Here is a 6,000-nt window from a genome sequence, read left to right as displayed (position 1 = left end):
GGGGCCGCCGCCCGCCTCCCCTCCCCCGACGACGGTCGGCACGCTCGGGCAGGCGTTCTTCTGCGTGCTCGACCACTACTACGGCGGGCCCGGCCTGCGTACCCAGGACCTGCTGAAGGACGCGTTCGCCGCGTACACGCGGAACCTGCAGAAGCGCGGGGCCGACGTCGCGGGGCTGCGGCTGCCCGCGCTCACCGGGGACCGCGACGCCGACTGGGCCGCCGCGGCCAGGGCGCTCGGCGAGGGCGATCCGGTGGCGCTGCGCGCGGCCATCGGCGGCATGGTCGAGGGGCTGCGCGACAACCACGCCCGGCACGAGACGCCCCGGCCGCCGCGCGAGGGCGGCCTCGTCGGGACCGGGATCGTCGGCGCGTCGGGGATCAGCGGGCCGGGCCTCGACCCGGCGGCCCGGCCGCCGTTCTTCCTCACCGAGATCATCGAGGGCAGCCCGGCCGACAAGGCCGGCATCCGGGCCGGCGACATCGTCCAGGCGATCGACGGGGTGCCCGTCTGGGTCGGCGACACCCTGAACCCGCTGCTCGTCGAGCAGGTGCAGCGGCCGTCGTTCACGATCACCCTGAAGCGGCCCACGACCGGCCGGGTGCGCACGGTGAAGCTCACCGAGGGCCCGCTGACGCCTCCCGAGCGCGCCGTGCGGGTGAAGGACGTGTCGGGGGCCCGGTACGTGCAGCTCCCCGGCTTCTACGAGGGGGCCGCCGACGAGGTGATCGCGACGCTGCGCGGCGGGCCGAAGAAGGTCGTCCTGGACCTGCGCGGCAACGGCGGCGGCTCTCCCCGTGAGGTCGTCCGGCTGCTGGGCGCGTTCGCGCACGGCAAGGTCACCAGCTACTTCTGCGCGTACGACGGCTCCTGCACCCCCAACCGGACCGACGACACCGTGCCCCTGCTCGGCGCCCGGCTCGTCGTGCTGACCGACCGGCGGTGCGCGTCGGCCTGTGAGGACTTCAGCGCGGCCGTCCAGGGCCACGGGATCGCCCCCATCGTGGGCACCCGCACGGCGGGCGCCGTCTCGGGCCCGGCCGGCCCGTGGCTGCTGGACGACGGCGGCGTCGTCCTGCTGCCGTCGGTACGCCATCTCGGCCCCGGCAGGGAGATCGTCGACACGGTCGGCGTCCCGGCCGACCACCAGGCCCCCATGACCGCCCTCGACCTGGCGACCGGCCGCGACCCGGCCCTGCGCAAGGCGCTGTCGCTCCTGGGCGGCTGAGGTCAGCAGGGGCGGAAGTGGTAGGCGGGCTCCCAGTTCACGTCCAGCCAGCGGTCGTCGACCGGGTGGGTGGGCTGGATCAGCCCCCATGTGGAGTTGAGCCGGATCGCCACCGCGTCGCCCGACTGGTTGTTGCGGATCCAGCCCCGCCCGCGCCAGCCGTAGAACGAGTAGTCGCCGCACTGGTAGAGGTCGTAGATCTTCCACTTGTTGACGGTGGGGTCCTGGTAGTCGAGGACCGCCAGGCAGACCCGGTGGAGGGGGCAGCTCGGCAGGTAGGACGGCGCGTAGACGCCGCGGCCGCCCTCGGCCTTGCGCGGCGGCGGCACGTAGTTGCCGTTGCCGGCGACGGTCGGGTTGGGATCGAACACGTCGGCCCTGGCCGAGGCGGGGGCGGCTACCAGCGCCGCCCCCGCCGACAGTGCGGCGGTCGTCGCGACGAGCTTCCTGAACATGGGATTCTCCGTTCCGATCGCGGACGTTGCGAGCACGAGTCCACCTCGGGTGCGCGCGGAGCGGTACCGATCGGCCGGCGTGTGTCCGTGTTCCGGGGAAGCGTGTCCGTCAGACGGGGAGCGGGCCGCCGTGGCCGGGGATGCCGCGGTCGGGCGGGATCGTCTCCTCGGCGGCGTCGTCGGCGGTGACGCCCTGGGCGCGGGTCAGGTCGGCCAGCCGCCGGTAGTAGGCCGCGACCGCGCCGAGGGCCTCGCCGACCGCCGCCAGCAGGGTGGCGCCGGCCCGCTCGACGACGTCGGCCTCGTGGGTCTCGAACGCCCGCAGGCCCGTCAGGATCGCGGCCTTCAGATCGCGGAGCAGCCGGACGTCGTGGTGGGCGTAGGCGCGGCACAGCGTCGCGACGCGCGGGAAGTCGAGCTCCCGCACGGCCGACACGGTGGTCCTGACCAGGGTGGTCTCCGGGCGGTCCGCCAGGGCCGACAGGTCGGCGTCGTAGGAGCGGAGGTCCAGGTGGGGGTCGCAGAAACCGGCGGTGTGCTGCCACAGGGTGCGCAGGTCGTCGCCGAGCAGGCCGTCGAGGTAGCTGACCAGGAACCGCCGGTGGGCCTCGACGACGAACTGCGCCTTGAACGGCGTCAGCTCGGCCGGGTCCTCGCCCGCCGTCGCGGCGACCGTGGTGAAGCCGTAGTCGGCGGTCAGCGCGTTCTCCATGCCGACCAGCAGGTAGACGAACCGGACCCAGGTCCGGAACAGCTCCTCCAGCGGCAGCGCCCGCAGTCCCTCCTCGGTGAGCACCACGCCCCATCTGGCGCCGAACTCCAGCCGGCGCAGGTGGCCGATCTGGTACATCGCGAGCTGCGCGTCGATCTCGGCGTGCGCGTGGTGCAGGATCTTCCGGTACGCCGCCGTCGCGTCGAGCCCGACGTGGTTGCGGACGATGTGCGGGCCGCCGATGTGCAGGTGCAGGAACTCGCCGACGTCGAAGACGGCCCCGCCGATCGCCATCCAGTAGCCCGCCTCGGCGGTGGTGCGCAGGGCCAGCTCCGACACCTCGAAGCGGGGGCCCTGCTGCGCGTGGCCCAGGTAGGTGGTGAAGACGTCCTGGCTGAGCCGCCCGTCGGCCGTCAGCCGCCGGAGGAACTCGCGGCCGTCGCCGGGCACGATCTCCGCGAGCGCGTCGAGCACGGCGACGGCGAACCGCGCGCTGCCGCACACGTACACGTGCGCGCCGCGTTCGAGCAGCGCCCACAGGTCGTCGGCCTCGGTGCGGATCACGTCGTCGACCCGGCGGCGGCGACCGGCGCCGACGACGTGCCGGGCGCCGTCGAAGGTGACGCCGGCGTCGGCGCGGGAGAACGCCACCGACAGCCGCAGGCGGCCCTCGGCCGCCGCGGTCTCCAGATCGGGGTGCTGGACGAACTCCTCCGGCGACCGGATCCCCAGGTAGAGCCGGTTCTCCCCCGGTCCGGTACGCGCGGCGGCGAACCCGAGGAACGGCGCGATCCCGGACCCGGCGGCGAACATCACGACGGGCCGGCCGGGATCAGTGGGGAGCCGGAACCTGGGCGTCGGCACGATCCGCAGCGACAGGTGGCGGCGGCCCTCCTGGGCGGCCCGGCGCAGGAAGTGGGAGGCCGTGCCGCGCCGCTCGCGGGGATAGGACCACGGGGTGCGGGCGGAGGTGTAGCCGAGACCGGCGACCACCAGCCGCAGCGTGGTGGCCGCCTCGCCGGGGGGCGGGGCCGAGGCGATCGAGTAGAGGCGGAACGGCTCGGGCGGGACCACCCGGCAGAACGCGTCCTTCTCCCGGAGGTCGCCCTTCCACAGGCGGGTGACGTCGTAGCCGCCCGCGTACAGCAGGTTCAGGACGTCCCAGAGTTCCCACTGGTCTTCCATGCGGGCGTCCACGACCCGCTGCCAGGCGCCCACGGCCGTCAGCCTGATCAGCCGTTTGGCCACCTCGCGGCCGATGGGCCGCAGGCGGGCGAAGCGCAGCAGAGTGCGCAGGGGCAGCACGTCGACCTCGCCGAAGCCGGCCCGGCCGGCCACCGCGGTCCGCCACTCGGGGGTGAGCGGCACCAATTCGTCGCCGGTCGCCTGGAGCGCGGCGACGGTGCGGCGCACGAGGTCGTCGTCGTTCTCGGCCAGCACGCCGACCCGGTCGCCCGGCAGGTGGTGGACGCCCTGTCCGGTGACGTCGATGTCCAGGTAGCACGTCCAGGAACCGGACTCGCCGGTGACCACGCGGCCCCGGCGGGCGGTCCCGAACACCACCGGCGCCCCGACCGGGGGCCGGCGCTCCTCCCGGACCGTGGCCAGTTCGCCGTCGACCTTGTCCCAGGTCCGGTCCTTGAACAGGCCGGTGAAGCGGGCGCCGGTCGTCACCTGGCGGCCGACCTTGAAGGCGACCTCCAGGAAGCCGTACGCCTTGATGCGGTGCAGCCCCATCCAGCCCCGGTCGCCCACGTAGGCGTCGAGCATGGCGTTGTAGACGCCGCGCAGGGTGCTGTCACGGGTGTCCTCGACGTACTGGCGCACCGACACCTCGCGGAGCGCGGCCACCAGTTCCCGCCAGTGCCGGGGGAAGAAGCCCGCGAGGTAGGTGCTCTGCTGCCCGACCATCGAGCCGTAGTCGCGGCGTTCGAGGAAGGCGTCGATCGCGTGGACCTGCGGCTGGGCGGTGCCGCTCGGGCTGGGCGCGCCGTCGAAGATCGGGACGCCGGCCGTGCCGACCGTCTTGGCCCACAGCACCTGGTCGAGCGGGCTGCGGCCGCGCGGGTTGGGGTCGATCTGCGGATAGACGACCTGGGTGACGTACCGGAGCCGGTCGAGGATCACCAGAAGGGAACGCTCCAGAGCGGCCGGGTCGTCGGCGACGACGGCCTCCTGCGCCTCGACCATCGCGCCGAGCACGGGCGTGAGCCCCATCGCGAACTCGGTGGTGACCAGGTAGAAGACGCGTTCGGCCGCGTTGTCCCAGGTCGGCACGAGCAGGTCCATGTTGTCGAGGACCCTCGGCCCGGCCGGGTCGCGCAGCCGCCAGTTGTAGAAGAACAGGTCGATGTAGGAGACGGCGGGCTGCTTCTTGCCCAGCCGCCGCGACACCGTCGTCCAGGGCCGCAGCAGCGAGTCGGGCAGCGCCTTCGGCGGGTCGACGGCCATGTACTGGTAGGCGTGCGCGAACACCCCGAGCATGGTCGAGGCGCGCAGCAGGTAGCGGTCGGGCAGCGCCTCGGGCCGGGCGTCGAGCACCGGCATCGCGTCGAAGGCCCGCCGCAGCGACAGCCCGCGGAACAGCTCGGGCAGCCGGGCGGTCATCTCGTCCCAGGCCCGGTGCGACTCGGGGAAGGCGAGCAGCGGCGGCTCGGCCGGGAGGAACCCGTGGGCGAAGGACAGGAACCCGTCGAGCTCGTGTCCGGCCCGCCGGTTGAACGCCTCGGCCCCCTCCACCACGCGGCGGGCGGCGACGCGCGGCGGCCCCACCGGGCGCAGCATGGTCAGCTGGTTCGCGTCGAGGGTGGTGGTCCGGTCGGGGTCGATGAACGCCCAGGTCAGCTCGTAGCGGCCGATGCGGACGCGGTCGCCGACGCCGAGCAGGCACCGGGTGATCTTCGTGTCGTTGACGAAGGTCCCGTTCGAGCTGCCGAGGTCGGTGAGGGCCAGCTGGCCGTCGTCCCATTCGAGCCGCGCGTGCCGCCGCGAGACGGCGCCGTCGTCGAGGACCACGGCCGCCGCGCCGGCGTCGCGGCCGAGGGTGACCGGCAGGGTGCACACCCGCTGGCTGGTCGCCCGGGTGTGCCGGTCGGTGAGGGTCAGCCGCAGTTCAGGAATGGTAGATCACCGCACGGCACAGGTCGGCGCGGGAGAGCGTGCCCACGAGATTCCCCTCATCGACGACGGGCAGCCTTCGGATGCCGCGTTCGACCATCACGATCGCGGCCCTGGCCAGTTCGTCGGCCGGGCTCACGGTGGCCGTGTCGCGTACGACGAGCGGGTCGATGACCCGGTCGGCGAGGGCGCGGCCCTTCTCCAGGAAGATCCGGAACGCGTCGGCGAGGGTGCCGCCCCCGGCGGTCACGTCGTCGAAGCCGGGCAGCATGGCCCGCACCAGATCCTCTTCCGACAGTGAACCGGCGAACCGGCCGTCATGGTCGATGACCATGAGCTGACCGACCTCCGAGACGCTCACCACCTCGGCCGCCCGTCTGATGGTCGAACCGAGCCGGATGTGCGCCGGGAACGCCGTCATGACGTCGCTGACCAGCATGCCGGGCCACCTCCCGATCAGTCTCCAGGAGTGTAAATCGGGGGTATTC

The 6,000-nt window shown here is 73.5% G+C and carries 4 protein-coding genes; 1 reads left to right on the top strand and 3 read right to left on the bottom strand.

The genetic code is table 11. The features are described from left to right. Positions 1 to 1,228: S41 family peptidase (locus FDA94_RS10630; RefSeq protein ID WP_137246876.1), on the top strand; the 1,228-nt coding region annotated here is incomplete at its 5' end. Between the two features lie 2 nt (positions 1,229 to 1,230). Here the strand turns inward: FDA94_RS10630 and FDA94_RS10625 are convergent. From FDA94_RS10625 to FDA94_RS10615, 3 genes are all read right to left on the bottom strand, one after another. Further along, a complete protein-coding gene (locus tag FDA94_RS10625) occupies positions 1,231 to 1,683 on the bottom strand; it encodes a hypothetical protein (protein ID WP_137246875.1) in 453 nt (150 codons plus the stop codon). A gap of 109 nt (positions 1,684 to 1,792) precedes the next feature. Then, positions 1,793 to 5,458 carry an FHA domain-containing protein gene (locus FDA94_RS10620; RefSeq protein ID WP_137246874.1) on the bottom strand — a complete coding sequence of 1,222 codons (3,666 nt, stop codon included), beginning with the start codon at positions 5,456 to 5,458 and terminating at the stop codon, positions 1,793 to 1,795. Positions 5,459 to 5,507: 49 nt separating this feature from the next. Further along, the gene (locus FDA94_RS10615) at positions 5,508 to 5,951 is read right to left on the bottom strand and encodes a CBS domain-containing protein (protein ID WP_137246873.1); all 444 of its coding nucleotides are present in this window, start codon (positions 5,949 to 5,951) and stop codon (positions 5,508 to 5,510) included. Positions 5,952 to 6,000: the final 49 nt, after the last annotated feature.

Origin of the sequence: Herbidospora galbida, assembly GCF_005233835.1 — a bacterium.
Classification (GTDB): Bacteria; Actinomycetota; Actinomycetes; order Streptosporangiales; family Streptosporangiaceae; genus Herbidospora; species Herbidospora galbida.
This window is presented reverse-complemented; position numbering and strand designations above follow the sequence as displayed.